This window comes from Mycobacterium sp. IDUB_9 (assembly GCF_055419505.1).
In genome coordinates this window covers 96,440-108,971 of the sequence record NZ_JBVAXU010000010.1, presented here as the reverse complement: position 1 = coordinate 108,971, position 12,532 = coordinate 96,440, and the positions used below count along the sequence as shown (strand labels likewise).

Below are 12,532 nucleotides of genomic sequence, written 5' to 3'. Positions count from 1 at the left end.
GTACTACGTACTGGCATATGTAGTAGATACGGCGGCCGCGTCGGGACACGAGCCATGCCTCGGTGCGAGGTACGCTCGGATCACCGATCTTGGAGGGGTGCTGTGCGCGTACGAGGATTCGGCGAACTCGAAGCCGACATCATGGATCGCATCTGGAATCGCGTTCCCGCGGCGGTCACTGTGCGTGAGGTGTTCGACGAGCTCGTCGGGGAGCGCCGGATCGCCTACACGACCGTCATGTCGACGATGGACAATCTCCACACGAAGGGCTGGCTGGAACGGGACCGCGACGGCCGCGCCTACCGGTATTGGCCGAGGTTGAACCGCGAGCAGCACACCGCTCAGTTGATGCGTGAGGCTCTCGACGGTGGTGGGCGTTCGGATCTGGTACTCAGCTACTTCATCGAGCAGATCGACCCACAGGATTCCGATCGATTGCGCGCCGCGTTGCGTACGTTGGCCAGACGGTCGACGAGGGCGAAAAAGCGGTGAATGTCGCCGCGGGCCTGCTGATCTACAGCGTGGCGATGGTGGTGCTGGCGCCGACTGTCCTCAGTGCCCTGACCCGCGGCGGATCTGCTCCCCGGTTCGGTGTGGCGGCCTGGTTGACCGCTGTCGTCAGCGTTCTGGCCACCTGGATCGTCATTCCGATGTTGGTGATCCTCGATGTGGTCGTTCACGGCGGCAGGCGCACGTCGTTCTTGGCATCGTGTGTGCAGTTCCTCTGCGACATCGCAGCTGGGCGCGCGGGAGTTGCGGCGCAAGCGGCAGTGATGGTCGTGGCGGTCTCGCTGATGGTGGCGGTGGTTGGTGTCGGAATCAAAGCCGTACGGGCCATTCGGCGCCTGCACGCCCATGCCCACGGTCACGCCCAGGCGGTGCGTCTGGTGGGACGTCCGACCGATCAGCGCGACGTCTTCATCGTCGACACCGCTGAGCGCACTGCGTACTGCGTGGCGGGGGAGCCTCCGGCAATCGTGGTCACCACCGGGGCGGTCGCCGTGCTGGGCACCGGCGAGCTGCAGGCTGTACTCGCCCACGAGCGGGCGCATCTCGACGGACACCATCCGACGATTGTCACCGCGCTACGTGGGTTGGCGATTGTGTTTCCACGGGTGCGCCTGATGACCCGGGGCGCCGCCGATGTCGGTCGACTGCTGGAAATGTGTGCCGACGATGTCGCGGTGCGCCGACATGGGCAGCACACGCTCCTCTCGGGGCTGATGGCACTCGCCGGCGCTACGCCGGCCCAGGCCCTCGGGGCCGGCGATGTGGCATTACTGAACCGCGCTGAGCGCCTTGCTCTTCCGCCTGCACCGTGGATGCGGGTCGGTGCCGGCGCCGGCCTGTTCGGCGCGGCGACGGTGATCGCCCTGGTTCCGGTCGCGACGTTGTTGCTGGGGGCATCGGGCCTGCTCTGTCGCTGAGGTCGGTGTTCGCGTTCGAACACCAAGAGCGGGTATCTGAGTCAATACTCGATGATGCGAGTGACATATGGCGTCATGCCGGAGGTGCGGACCGGCGAAATCTTGATCGGAACTCCGGTCTGCTGCGCCTCGATCATCTGACCGCCGCCGAGATACAGCGCTTCGTGCTGTCCGCCACCAGGACCCCAGAACAGGAGATCGCCCCGCTTGGCCTGTGACGGGGGCAAATGGCGGCCCGCCGTGTACTGATCACCCGAATAGCGGGGGAGCAGGACACCGACACCGGCGAATGCGTAGCGGGTGAGTCCGGAGCAGTCAAAGCCGACGGTGCCGGCACCGGAATCCACTCCGCGGCTGGGACCGGTCAGGCTGCCGCCTCCCCACGAATAGGGCACCCCCAATTGCGTTCCGGCGCGCCGGATGACGTACTCGACCGCCTGTCGGCCGTAAACGCGGTTGCCGCGCAAACCCGGGGCTGCGACACCGGCGTCAGCGGGCCCGAGACCGATGCTGCCGAGAAACTTTCGGCCCATGTCGAACGTCGTTTGTGCGGCAAGAGCGCTCGCCTGCAATGAGGCGTTGGCAATGGCGACCGGATCGCCCGGCGCACCTGCGCTGAGCAGATTGGGCAGCGTGGGATCCCACTGGCCAGTGTCGGGCTCCGCCCGGGCGAGGGGAGCGCCCCACGCCGCGAACGCTGCGGCAGCGAGAACCCCTGTGCGCAAGAGTGTTCGACGGCCCAAGCTGAGAGGACACCCGTGGGGCACGGAAGGCATGGTCACGCATTCCCCTCCCGCCTTGCGACAGCCGTGGCAGCGATAACGTCCAGATGGAATCTATGTAGTAACTACGTACGTACGTACTATATATCACAACAGTCACGTCAGCCCCATCTGTTACAGATTTCCACTCTGGTAATTCATTGCGCAGGTTGCGTTTTGGTATCGGCCACCAACGGTCTGACTCGGGCCGGACGCGGGCCAGAACAGGTAGTGCAGTACTCATGGCACCTGAATCAGCGCTTCATACGCTAATAGGCGTCGGTTTGCAGAAGGGGACGCTGTGATGATCGTCTTGACGGATAACGTGAAAACCTGGGGCCACTCGGCCACGGTCCATTACTCCCACGCTCCACGTTCGGTTGTCGCTCAATCAACCCTCGCGTTGCATCTGGAATTCAACGTGGACCTTCCGCCAAAACCAATATTTCGCAGCTACGGGTTCTTTCGTACCGCAGTTGTCGATGGATCGACCATCACGCTGAACGGACCGTCGCTGGTGGCTACCGGCGTCACGGAACTGCATTTCGAGCTGATGACGGACAACGGCGCATCGGTGTCGGTCGTCAACCAGTTCGATACCACAGGCACCTTCAGTGGTCCGCCGCAGGAACCCATCGATGTCCGCAGAGTTTCGTTTCACCGCACGAACGGAACAACGGCGTTCGCCCACACCACGAAGGTCTATACCGGTGGCCGTGACATCACCGAACGGGAAGCCATCGAAACGGCCACGGCGACACTGAAATCGCTGGGTCTGCACGCGACCGAACTGATCATGAAAGTGACGACCGATGCCGATCATGTGTCGCGTCTGCAGCGCCTCGACCCCGCGACCAACGAACTGGTCGACGAGGTGACCGATCCACGAATCGGGTAGTTCACGTATGCACCGAGCCGATGAAGCGAGCAACAGGAGGCGAGATGGCTGAGCCGAGCGCGGTCGAGATCAAACTGAACATCGAGGGGAGCGTCGACCATGCGTTGTCGGTGTTGGGGTTGACCGACGGCAAGGCGCGCAGAGTGTGGTTCCTCGACGATCTGACCGAGGGTGCGCGGCCCCCCTTGCCGCTGCTGAGCGCGGGAATTGTTCTGCGGCTACGCAGAAACAGGGATGGTGGTGAAGATTCGACGGTCAAGCTGCGTCCGTGCCGGTGGTCACAACTGGTCGGACAATGGGGAGACATCCCCGACAACGATGCCGACCTGACAGTCGAAGGTGATTGGTCGCGTTCAAAGCATGTACTTGCCGCGTCGTGCAAGGCCGAACTCGACGAAGGCAGCATCGAATCGGCTCTCGAGGGGGACGGCCGTCTCGTCAAGGCGTTCACAAAGTCTCAACTCGACTTCCTGGCCGACTGCGGCGAGATTCGAGTGGCGTTCGGCGGGCTGACGCCATTGGGCCCGATTGCCGCGACCCAATGGAAGAACGTCACGATCGGCGCGGTCGACCATGTTTCCGCGGAACGGTGGACGGTCGCCGGAGCGGACTTTCTGGAGCTCTCCATTCGCGTCACGGATGTCGATCAGGCTGTTGAACGGCAACAGGCCCTGACCGACGAAGTGACGTCGCGCGGGCTGGCGTTGGACGATGCCGACGAACCGAAGACCTTGCGCGTCATGAAACTGTTGGCGCGCGCACTAATCCATTCAGAAAGCGCGTAGCGCGGGATCAGCGGCCTCAGGGTTGGTAGCCGTCGATAAATCCGGTGAGCCCCGACGGCGCGTGTGGTCCGATCGCGATCTGCTCGACGACACCGATACCGGTGCGCTCGCCCATAGTGGCCTTCACGACGTTCTGCAGGTGTATCGACGCGAAGTCGGTCGGGTCGAAGTCGTCGAGATTGACTGACTCCCGGCCGATCTCGAACTGTCCGTGATTGGAACCGTGTCCCCAATGTGGATGCCAGTAGCCGATCCCGCGCATCCGGAAGGTGTACAGCTTCTCCACCTCGATGTGGGTCTCGCCCTCGACGGGATCGGTGAACCACAGATGGGCCCGCCGGATCTCCCGTCGGCCCGGTTCCCACTCGAGCTCGTAGCCGAGGTCATAGCACTCGCGCACACCCACCCGGCTACACGGGGAGGCGCCCGGCGGAATCGGATCCAGAATCTGGGCCGTCTCCAACCACCGGCGGCCATCCTCGTGTTCGTGGAAGGCGTAGTGCGTGAATCGATCGCCGAAATGCAGAGGCGCCCAGAGCCAGAACACCTGAAACGGCATGGGTTGACGCAGCACAGGTACCTGCTCACCGATGGGCCGGATTCCCCAGGACCGGTCGCGGGTTCCCGGCACGGTACCGGCCTCGACTGTCAGATCCTCGCCGTCGACACAGATCGTTCCCTCCCAGGAACCCCACTGGGTGAGCCGGGTGTGATCAGTCAGCACGATGCCTTCGGTGGTGCGCCGCTGCTGGCGAGGTTCTTCGATGGCGACGGTCGTGGCGCGGAAGGTCAGATCGCAGGAGATGCCGTGCTCGTTGGAATCGACGATGTAGCGGATGGTGCGCAGCGGTTCGACGACCTCGATACGAAACGGGCCGATGGACGCCGATCGGTCCAGAGGCATGGCCCCCGAGGCGAAGACCGAATGCTCCACCCCATCTTTCACCAGACTGAAAGCGGCATCGATGATCCCGCGAACCGGGTAGTGGCCCATCGCCGCACCGAAGTAGAACTCGCCGTCACGCTGATGACCGTTGAACCAATAGCGGTCGTAGTGGTTGGGGTCGGCACTGGCCGGTGTGGCGACCGGGTCTGCCGAGGCGTGAATCGGATAATCGTCGAACGGCGTCAGCACGGCGTCAGCTGTTCGGCTCGTTGATCTTTACCAGCATCTTGCCGATGTTGGCCCCGGTGAACAATCCGTTGAGAGCGTCGATGCCGGATTCCAGTCCTTCGTAGACGGTTTCGCGGTGGACCAGCAGACCTTGTTGCTCCCAGTCGCTCAGGGCCGCGAAGGCCTCATCGAAGTGTGCCCACTCTTCGAGTGCGATGAAGCCCTGCATCGTCGAGGATGTGGCGAGCAGGTTCACGTAATTGGACGGGCCTGGGTGATCGCCGTTGAGATAGCTGGAGATGATGCCGCACATCACCACGCGGGCTTTGTGCGCGAGGTTGGCCAGCACGGCATTGAGCACGTCTCCACCGACATTGTCGAAATAGACGTTGATTCCGTTGGGGCACTGCTCCTTGAGCGCAGCGGACAGGTCGCCGGCCTTGTAGTCGACGCAGGCGTCGAAGCCGAAATCCTCGACCACGGCACGACATTTGTCCGGGCCGCCCGCGATACCGACCACCCGGGCACCGGCGATCTTGGCGATCTGTCCGGCCACCGATCCGGTGGCGCCCGCGGCAGCCGATACGACGACGGTCTCGCCGGCTTGAGGCTTGCCGACGCCCTTCATGCCGAAGTACGCCGTGGCACCCGTCGGTCCGTAGATCGACATCACCGCGAGTGGATCGGTGTAACCGACCACCGGCGTACTGAACAGGTCGTCGCGGATGATCGCATAGTCCTGCAACCCCGTCAGCGTGGTGACCTGGTCGCCGACTTTGTAGGCATCGCATCGTGATTCGACAACTTCGCCGATACCGGCCACTCGGACAACCTCGCCCAATTCGAGGGCCGGAAGGTAGCCGGGCTCGCCGTCCAGCCAGGTACGCGCAGCCGCATCGATGCCCACATACGTCGTCCGCAGCAGTGCCTCACCCTCGGCGGGTACCGGTGCAGACGTGGTCACCAGCTCCGTGTCATCGGGGGAGACCAGTCCATCCGGGCGGCGGCGCAACAAGACTTGACGGTTCTGGCGGTGCGCGGAGTCAGTCATGTCGCTTACTCATTTCTGTGGACGATCGAGGTGGTCACCCGATTTTTCATATTGATTCTTAGAATGCGTATCGATTATCGTCAAGCCCCGGATTGAAAGTGTCTCGCCAGGCGGGAGGGCACCGATGAGCGCCGCGAGAGAAACGACCGGGATGACATGAGCTCCAACGAGTTAGCGCCGCGTCGCGGTCGGCCGCCCCGCATCGACCAGAGCGCCATCGTTGCGGCGGTGCTGGAGATCGGCAGTGAGAACGTCACCATGCGCCGGGTTGCCGAGCATCTTGGCATCAGCCTCCCGGGGCTCTATCACCATGTGAAGAACCAGGACGATCTACTGCGTCTGACCGCCGAGAGCGCACTGGTCATGTCACCGCCCCCGCGGTACGCCGGTGAGCATTGGGCCACCTGGATGCGCAGCTATGCGTGCTATATCCGGACCGTGCTGGCTTCGCAGCCGGCACTGGTGGAGAAGTTCGTCACGGGCGGGGTGCGCGACGAGATGGAGATGGAGTGCAACGGCGATGCGGTCGAGGCGCTGGCAGAGCACGGCCTGGCGCCCGATGATGCCATGGCAGTGTGGGCGGCGGTGAGCGCGATGGCGATCGGTAGTGTCACCGAGGCGCACCGTGAACACCTCCACGCCGAAAACGGACAGCCGTGGCTGGCCCGGATCTTCCGCCTCACGGCCAAACGTTCCGCTTCCGACTATCCGACTTTGCGCGCGGTCGCCGAGTCCGGATATGACCCGTTCAGCGAACACGCCTTTCACCATCGAATGACGATGCTGCTGAGCGGAATAGCGGTGCAATACGGGCTTCCGCCGGAGCCCGCGGACTAACTACCCGGCATGCGGCGCATCAGGCCGTCGTCGAGCATCTGCTGGAAGTGATCGGTGACCCGCTGCGCCGCTCGACGATGGGTGAGCCCCGGACGCCGAATCAGCTCGAGCATATTGCTGACGGAGCGGCCGACGTGGGGGGACAGTTAGCGGTATGAGTAGCCAGAAGGTACCTAAACCCAGCGACCTCAAATCGGCCGCTCAGGCAGCCGTCGAGACGGCCCAGTCCGCCGTTGGCGCCGCCCAGGCGGTGGCGAGCGGCGCGATGCGGATTCCGCCGGCGTCGGCTCAGCTAGCAGCCCAACTACCCGATTTGCTGGAGAATCTTGCCGTCGCGACAGAACGGCTCAACACCACCATCGATCGGACCGAACGGTACATGGCCATGGCCGACCCGATGTTCCGCACACTGGACCGCCTCCTGCCGCAACTGGAATCGTTGATCAACACGGGCAATGACGTCTTCCGGATGTTGACGAACATCCCGGGCGTCTCCGCCTTCAACCGGATCACCGGTCGCGGTCGCGACGACCGGGGCTGACGCGATCGGGCAATCGGCCTTGTGGGCCGCTGTCGCGGTATCAAGTCGGCGAGTCCTTCTGCCGGAGGTGTTCGAGGACAAGGCTGCGAACAGGTTCGACGTCGGCCAGGAGACCGTGCCCCGCACCGGGAAGAATCACCGTGTACGCCCCGGCCCGCCGCGCGACTTCCGCTGCTGCCTCCGAATCGTGCACCTGACTCGCCCCGGCCAGGGCAACGAGGGTCGGGACCGGCAGGTGCGTCAGCCCGTCCGGCAGGTGCGGATGAACGATCGGGGAGGCCGGGAAGTGCGCGGCTCCGTGCGCGAGCAGGTCGAAGTAGGCCTCCAGATGGGCCGGCCCGCTGCTGGGAGCGCCCGGTGCCAGCAGTGCGCGAGCATCCTCGAAAGTCGGGTGGGGGTCGCGGTTCCGGCCCAGCTCCTCGAACTCGGGGCTGAGCCCGGCGAAGGCCAACGGCGGATCGAGCAGGACCAGCCGCCGCACCCGTTCGGGATGGGCGAGCGCGAACCGGAGCGCGAGGTGCCCACCCAGGGACTGGCCGCATAGGTCGGCGGCGGGTAACTCGAGCAGATCGAAAGTTTCCGCCAGCCAGTCCACGAGATCTTCCATGCTGGTCAAGGCGGCGCCGGTGTGTCGACTGCGGCCCGGCTCACCCATGGTGTCCACGGCGCGCACGTGGTGCTCCTCGGCCAGCGAACCGACTACCGGATACCACATTCCGGACGTGCCGCTGTATCCGTGGAGCAGGACCAGCGACGGCGCTGCGGTCGGTCCCGCGGACGTGACCCGTGTCGTCCCGTACCGTCCCGGAAGATCTACCGTCTCGGCGGGCACCGGCCAATTGGCCATCACCGCGTCGTAGGCCGCGAAATATGCTGCCTCCAGCTCGGGGTCGGTGAATGCGGTCATCGCGCACTCCCAAACTCAAAAGCGCTGCGCTCGCCCGGGAGGGCGTGTGGCGCGCCGCCAACCTCCGTCCAGCTCGATCGGGCACGGTCCTCGATGTGTGCTTCGACGTTCCTCGGTCGACTGGTCATTCGCACTACGCCTTTCCAAGTCGCTTGTATTAAGTCAGATGTATGGTAATAACGAAAGGGGTGTGCGTTGCCGAAACAGGTCGACCACCGAGAACGCCGCGAAACCATCGCACGCGCGCTGTGGCGGGTAGTGGAACAACAAGGCTGGTCCCGGGCGACGATGCGCGAGGTCGCCAGCGAGGCCGGCGTCTCCCTCGGCCAGGTCCAGCACTATTTCGCCTCTCGGACAGCGATGCTCGAATTCGCGATGGAGTTCGCTTCCGAACAGACCTCGCAGCGCGTCACCCAAAGCCTCGAGCGTCTCGGCTCACCCCCGCACCCCCGAGACGCACTGCGCGTGACCCTCATAGAGATGCTCCCCCTGCATGCGGACGCCCGGGCCACCAGCCGTATGAGCGCCGCCTACACCCTCGAGGCGCTGCACGACCCAGAGCTGCATGAACGGGCCCGCCTCGGACTCCGGAACGGCAGAGCGCTGACCGAACGCCTGATCAGGCATGCAATGGCCGGAGGCCACATCCCGCCGGATCGCGATCCGGTCATCGAGACAAACCTTCTGCTCGCGATGACCGGCTTCACCCCGCTTCTCGACCTCGACGTCATCGATCCCGACGCCGCGTCGGCCGCTATCGATTACTACCTCGACAGACTCTTCGACGGCACATCGCACCGTCCCAGCCAGTGAGCTGGAGCGGGGGCAGACGGTCAACTTGCCTGCCCGGTGGCGGAATTAGGTTCAGCTGGCGGGAGCGGTGACGCCGTTCGCGCGAGCTAGCTAGGCGATGCCGAGAACGGCAGCAGTGAAGCGCCAAAGTGTCTGTGTGGCTTGATCGGAATTGGGCGCTGGGATGACCCGGAGTTGTTGCGCAATGCCGTGGCGTAGGCCTCCGATGACGTACGCGGCGGCGCTGTCGGGGTCCAGATCCGTTGGGAGTTCGCCGAGTTGCTGTCCGTGGCGGATGTTGGCGGCGGCGTTGTCGATGAGGTCGTGAATGTAGGCCTCCCCGAGCTCGGTGAGCTGCGGGTCGCTGGCGGTGCGGTTGAGCAGAACCGGCGCCAGCGGGTCGGCGAGGTGATAGGCGACGAAGCGGTGGGTGCGGTCGCGCTCGCGAGTAGCCCAGTCGCCGTCGGGTAGGTGGGCATCGGCGATCGCGTGGCGCAGCCCGTCGTAGAAGCCGTCGTAAATCGCGGTCAGAAGCCCGCTCTTCGATCCGAAGTGGTGATAGAGGGCGCCCGTACTTAGGCCGGCGCGACGGGTCAGCCCGCTGAGTTCGAAGACGCCGTTTCCGTGCACGAGTTCGTCACGCGCGGCATCGATCAGTTGTTGACGTCCGACCGGTGCGCGTGCCATAGTCCGAACCATAACAGAAATCAGTTATGTATCGGTGAGGGCGACCATGAGCACTGAAGTGACGTCGTTGACGGAGTTGGCCGGTGACCTGGCCGGTACGTATCGGCGGACCCGCAGCAGCGGTGAGCAGGTGGACCCTTCGGTAGCAGACACAGATCTGGCGGCAGTGCTGCGCGACGGATACGTGATCCTGCCTGATCTACTGAGTGGGGCCGAGCTCGACGAGATTCGGAAATCTGTGGATCCGCTGTTGGATCTGCTGGGCCGCAACGGGTTTGAAGGGCACGCCACGCAGCGGGTGTACAGCGTGTTGAACAAGACCCGCAGCTGCGACCGGATCGCCGACCATCCGCGTGTGCTGGCGCTGCTGGATCGGTTGTTCATGCCCAACTACCTGTTGTCCATGCTCCAGGTGATCAACATCCTGCCGGGGGAGCAGGCCCAGATGTTGCACACCGATGACAGCTTCTATCCGCTGCCCCGACCGCGAAACGCACTGGGAGCGGCCACGATTTGGGCGATCGATGACTTCACTGCCGACAACGGTGCCACCGACATCGTCGCGGGTAGCCATGAGTGGGGCGATCGGCTGCCCGAGCCCGCCGAACGCGAGCCGGTGGTGATGAGCGCCGGGTCATGCGTGTTCTTCGTCGGAACCTTGTGGCACGGAGGTGGCGCCAACCGTTCTGCGAACGCACGCCTGGCGCTGACGGCGCAGTATTGCGAGCCGTGGTTACGCCCGCAGGAGGCATTCACCTTGTCGATGACCCGCGACACCGTGCGGGCCGTCTCCGAGGACATTCGCCGCATGCTCGGCTACAGCATCCACCCACCGTTCATCGGTCAGGTCGACGGCATGCACCCCAAGCGTCTGCTCGAGCCGGGTGATTAATTGCCTGCGGCCCGCAGCGTGATCTCCGAGACGTTCGTGCGGCTCTGCCCGTCAAGGGTGCCCAACTTCGAAATCCACACCAGCACATTGGACGTTTCCGTCTGATTGTCGACGGTGATGGTGTTGTCTCCCGGCTGTAGCGCCACGTTCGGTGTCAGCTCGGTCGTGTCCGACAGGCTGTTCGGGTGGGCACTTTCTGCCGCACGAATCTGGACTTCTGTTCCGGTGCTGGGCACGTCGATCGTCACCTCGCTCAAAGCGGTCGGCGAGGGGAGCTGAAGTAGCAGGCCGACGCCTTGTTTGAAGGCCGGGAACGGCGCCGCGTCCTGGTAGATGTCGGTGGACCATGACGTATCGGGGTTGCCGTCGATGGCCAGACTCGCCTGATCCGGATGGTCTGGTGAGCCGCCGGGGGAGAACACCGTCGCACTCTCGGGCTTCACGATCGACCCCGGGTTGCTGTGGTCTGACGAGCCCAAACCGCGGATGAGAAGGACGGACGTCGCAACGACCATCGCGATCACGGCCAGAATCAACACGATGCGCACCGGACGCGACGCCAAAGCACGTCGGCGGTTACCTGACCTCACCTCGAACGAGTCGCGCCGGCGGCGTCCGCGGGTGCCGGCCGAGTGATTGACCACTGAGTCGGCAAACAGCGTTCGGTCGTCCCAAGGGCCACTGACCTCCACCACATCCCCGTCGGAGAGTTCGCCCGTGATGGAGTTGCCACGGAGCTCGACCGGTACGACGGTGTGCGCTTCACCGGTCGACTCGTATCGCTCCACACGGAAGGTCCAGACCTGTTCCTCGCCGTCAGACCCGGATGGTGTCTTCTGCACGCCGCGGGCGGTGCCCAGGATCGTGAGCATGGCCAACCGCTTGGTTTCCGGTGAGCTGCTCCGCTCGTGGGCGTCGGGGATCTCCTGCGGGGCGGTGTGGACGCCCGCAGCAGGCGGCACCGGCTGGGGCGCGGTCGACACATCCGTGCTCCCGCCCAGCGCCCGGGCGAAATCGAGGCACCGCGCGTAGCGCTTATCGGGTTGCTTGGCCAGCGCCTTCGCCATCACAGCGTCCAGATGGGCGAGGTCGCGGCGGCGCTCGGACAGCCGGGGAGGGGGCGTGTAGAGGTGGTTGCCGGCCTGGACGATGCGATTGGTGTCGTCGAAGAGGGGCGTGCCGGTCAACAGATGGAAGGCGGTCGCCGCCAGAGCGTACTGGTCTGCCCGGCCATCGAGCGTCTTCCCGGTGAGCTGCTCGGGCGCTACATACGCGACGGTACCGATGGCCACGTCGGTCTCGGTGAGGCCATTCGCGTCATCGGCTTCCCGGGCGATACCGAAATCGGTGAGCAATATGCGTCGCCGGGCACTTCCCGACGGCGTAGTGACCAGGATGTTCGCCGGTTTGACGTCGCGGTGCAGCAGGTTCCGTTCGTCCGCGACGTCGAGCGCTTCGGCGACTGCCGTCACGATCTCCACCACATCCGGCAAGGGCATCCCAGACGGGTGCTGCTCGATCAAGTGCTTGGCGTCGGTGCCCTCGACGTAGTCCATCGAGATCCACAGCCGGCCGTCGAACTCGCCCCGGTCGTGCACTCCGACGATGTGCGGATGCCACAACGCTGCGGCCAACTCCGCCTCTCGGTTGAACCGGGCGCGGAACTCCTCATCGCGCGTGGTGCTCACAGAGAGGATCTTGAGTGCATCCAGACGGGGAAGGCGGGGATGCTGGGCCAGGTAGACCTCGCCCATGCCACCGGCGCCGAGGAGCCGCTGAATGGTGTACCCGGCAAAGACGTCACCGGCATTGAACGGCATGTTCGAAGCCTACAAAGCAC

14 protein-coding genes are annotated in these 12,532 nt (G+C 64.5%); 8 read left to right on the top strand and 6 right to left on the bottom strand.

Annotated elements, in window-relative coordinates; genetic code table 11:
- The first annotated feature begins 102 nt into the window (after positions 1-102).
- The gene (locus ACZY08_RS28840; RefSeq protein WP_463748026.1) at positions 103-492 is read left to right on the top strand and encodes a BlaI/MecI/CopY family transcriptional regulator; all 390 of its coding nucleotides are present in this window, start codon (positions 103-105) and stop codon (positions 490-492) included.
- Complete coding sequence (locus ACZY08_RS28835; protein ID WP_463748025.1) at positions 489-1,427, top strand: M56 family metallopeptidase; 939 nt, start codon at positions 489-491, stop codon at positions 1,425-1,427. The genes ACZY08_RS28840 and ACZY08_RS28835 overlap by 4 nt, the downstream gene beginning before the upstream one ends.
- Before the next feature lie 41 nt (positions 1,428-1,468).
- On the opposite strand, the gene ripB is transcribed toward ACZY08_RS28835, so the two are convergent.
- Positions 1,469-2,203 (bottom strand): NlpC/P60 family peptidoglycan endopeptidase RipB, encoded by a 735-nt coding sequence (gene ripB / locus ACZY08_RS28830; protein ID WP_463748075.1) that lies wholly within the window; start codon positions 2,201-2,203, stop codon positions 1,469-1,471.
- A gap of 406 nt (positions 2,204-2,609) precedes the next feature.
- On the opposite strand from ripB, the gene ACZY08_RS28825 reads away from it, so the two are divergent.
- Positions 2,610-3,086: a hypothetical protein gene (locus ACZY08_RS28825; RefSeq protein ID WP_463748024.1), complete on the top strand. Its 477-nt coding sequence runs from the start codon at positions 2,610-2,612 to the stop codon at positions 3,084-3,086.
- A gap of 44 nt (positions 3,087-3,130) precedes the next feature.
- A complete protein-coding gene (locus tag ACZY08_RS28820; RefSeq protein WP_463748023.1) occupies positions 3,131-3,871 on the top strand; it encodes a hypothetical protein in 741 nt (246 codons plus the stop codon).
- A 16-nt stretch (positions 3,872-3,887) separates the two neighbouring features.
- Here the strand turns inward: ACZY08_RS28820 and ACZY08_RS28815 are convergent, their stop codons facing one another.
- Positions 3,888-5,006, bottom strand: coding sequence for an Rv3169 family protein (locus tag ACZY08_RS28815; protein WP_463748022.1), 1,119 nt, complete (start codon positions 5,004-5,006; stop codon positions 3,888-3,890).
- A gap of 4 nt (positions 5,007-5,010) precedes the next feature.
- The gene (locus ACZY08_RS28810) at positions 5,011-6,036 is read right to left on the bottom strand and encodes an NADP-dependent oxidoreductase (protein WP_463748021.1); all 1,026 of its coding nucleotides are present in this window, start codon (positions 6,034-6,036) and stop codon (positions 5,011-5,013) included.
- Between the two features lie 156 nt (positions 6,037-6,192).
- On the opposite strand from ACZY08_RS28810, the gene ACZY08_RS28805 reads away from it, so the two are divergent.
- Together ACZY08_RS28805 and ACZY08_RS28800 are read left to right on the top strand one after the other, a co-directional pair.
- Positions 6,193-6,873 (top strand): TetR/AcrR family transcriptional regulator C-terminal domain-containing protein, encoded by a 681-nt coding sequence (locus ACZY08_RS28805; protein WP_463748020.1) that lies wholly within the window; start codon positions 6,193-6,195, stop codon positions 6,871-6,873.
- 154 nt (positions 6,874-7,027) lie between these two features.
- Positions 7,028-7,414: a hypothetical protein gene (locus ACZY08_RS28800; protein ID WP_463748019.1), complete on the top strand. Its 387-nt coding sequence runs from the start codon at positions 7,028-7,030 to the stop codon at positions 7,412-7,414.
- A gap of 40 nt (positions 7,415-7,454) precedes the next feature.
- On the opposite strand, the gene ACZY08_RS28795 is transcribed toward ACZY08_RS28800, so the two are convergent.
- Positions 7,455-8,321: an alpha/beta fold hydrolase gene (locus ACZY08_RS28795; RefSeq protein ID WP_463748018.1), complete on the bottom strand. Its 867-nt coding sequence runs from the start codon at positions 8,319-8,321 to the stop codon at positions 7,455-7,457.
- A gap of 195 nt (positions 8,322-8,516) precedes the next feature.
- On the opposite strand from ACZY08_RS28795, the gene ACZY08_RS28790 reads away from it, so the two are divergent.
- Complete coding sequence (locus ACZY08_RS28790; protein ID WP_463748017.1) at positions 8,517-9,134, top strand: TetR/AcrR family transcriptional regulator; 618 nt, start codon at positions 8,517-8,519, stop codon at positions 9,132-9,134.
- A 90-nt stretch (positions 9,135-9,224) separates the two neighbouring features.
- On the opposite strand, the gene ACZY08_RS28785 is transcribed toward ACZY08_RS28790, so the two are convergent.
- On the bottom strand, positions 9,225-9,800 hold the full coding sequence (locus ACZY08_RS28785; protein ID WP_463748016.1) for a TetR/AcrR family transcriptional regulator: 576 nt from the start codon (positions 9,798-9,800) through the stop codon (positions 9,225-9,227).
- 46 nt (positions 9,801-9,846) lie between these two features.
- Here ACZY08_RS28785 and ACZY08_RS28780 point away from each other — a divergent pair, with 46 nt between their 5' ends.
- The gene (locus tag ACZY08_RS28780; protein WP_463748015.1) at positions 9,847-10,692 is read left to right on the top strand and encodes a phytanoyl-CoA dioxygenase family protein; all 846 of its coding nucleotides are present in this window, start codon (positions 9,847-9,849) and stop codon (positions 10,690-10,692) included.
- Here the strand turns inward: ACZY08_RS28780 and ACZY08_RS28775 are convergent.
- The gene (locus tag ACZY08_RS28775) at positions 10,689-12,512 is read right to left on the bottom strand and encodes a serine/threonine-protein kinase (RefSeq protein ID WP_463748014.1); all 1,824 of its coding nucleotides are present in this window, start codon (positions 12,510-12,512) and stop codon (positions 10,689-10,691) included. The genes ACZY08_RS28780 and ACZY08_RS28775 overlap by 4 nt on opposite strands.
- Between the last annotated feature and the right edge of the window lie 20 nt (positions 12,513-12,532).

Bases quoted from the DNA above. Each gene is read 5' to 3' on its own strand.
- ripB (WP_463748075.1), bottom strand. From the start codon at position 2,203: ATGCCTTCCGTGCCCCACGGGTGTCCTCTCAGCTTGGGCCGTCGAACA.
- ACZY08_RS28820 (WP_463748023.1), top strand. From the start codon at position 3,131: ATGGCTGAGCCGAGCGCGGTCGAGATCAAACTGAACATCGAGGGGAGC.
- ACZY08_RS28810 (WP_463748021.1), bottom strand. From the start codon at position 6,036: ATGACTGACTCCGCGCACCGCCAGAACCGTCAAGTCTTGTTGCGCCGC.
- ACZY08_RS28805 (WP_463748020.1), top strand. From the start codon at position 6,193: ATGAGCTCCAACGAGTTAGCGCCGCGTCGCGGTCGGCCGCCCCGCATC.
- ACZY08_RS28800 (WP_463748019.1), top strand. From the start codon at position 7,028: ATGAGTAGCCAGAAGGTACCTAAACCCAGCGACCTCAAATCGGCCGCT.
- ACZY08_RS28795 (WP_463748018.1), bottom strand. From the start codon at position 8,321: ATGACCGCATTCACCGACCCCGAGCTGGAGGCAGCATATTTCGCGGCC.
- ACZY08_RS28785 (WP_463748016.1), bottom strand. From the start codon at position 9,800: ATGGCACGCGCACCGGTCGGACGTCAACAACTGATCGATGCCGCGCGT.
- ACZY08_RS28780 (WP_463748015.1), top strand. From the start codon at position 9,847: ATGAGCACTGAAGTGACGTCGTTGACGGAGTTGGCCGGTGACCTGGCC.
- ACZY08_RS28775 (WP_463748014.1), bottom strand. From the start codon at position 12,512: ATGCCGTTCAATGCCGGTGACGTCTTTGCCGGGTACACCATTCAGCGG.